Below are 245 nucleotides of genomic sequence, written 5' to 3'. Positions count from 1 at the left end.
CGACAAGGTGCTGAAGCAGGACACACCACAATTCGATCCGAGCCAGGTCGGCGTCACCGCCTCGCGCATGCCGACGCTGGTCTCGGCGCGCAAGATCGACGACATGACGGTGGAACTGACCACCAAGACGGTCGATTCCTTCTTCCCCTACCAGCTGCTCTGGTTCCTGGTCTCGAGCCCCGCGCAATATGAAAAGCTCGGCAAGGACTGGGACAAGTTCGCCAGCCAGCCCTCCGGCACCGGCC

1 pseudogene is annotated in these 245 nt (G+C 62.9%); it reads left to right on the top strand.

From position 1 onward, the window contains the following. A pseudogene (locus FNJ47_RS48075) lies at positions 1-245 on the top strand (ABC transporter substrate-binding protein); the annotation flags it as partial.

Origin of the sequence: Bradyrhizobium uaiense (assembly GCF_010811875.1) — a bacterium.
Classification (GTDB): domain Bacteria; phylum Pseudomonadota; class Alphaproteobacteria; order Rhizobiales; family Xanthobacteraceae; genus Bradyrhizobium; species Bradyrhizobium uaiense.
The sequence above is the reverse complement of the archived record's forward strand: the minus strand, read 5'-3'. Positions and strand labels throughout refer to the sequence as shown.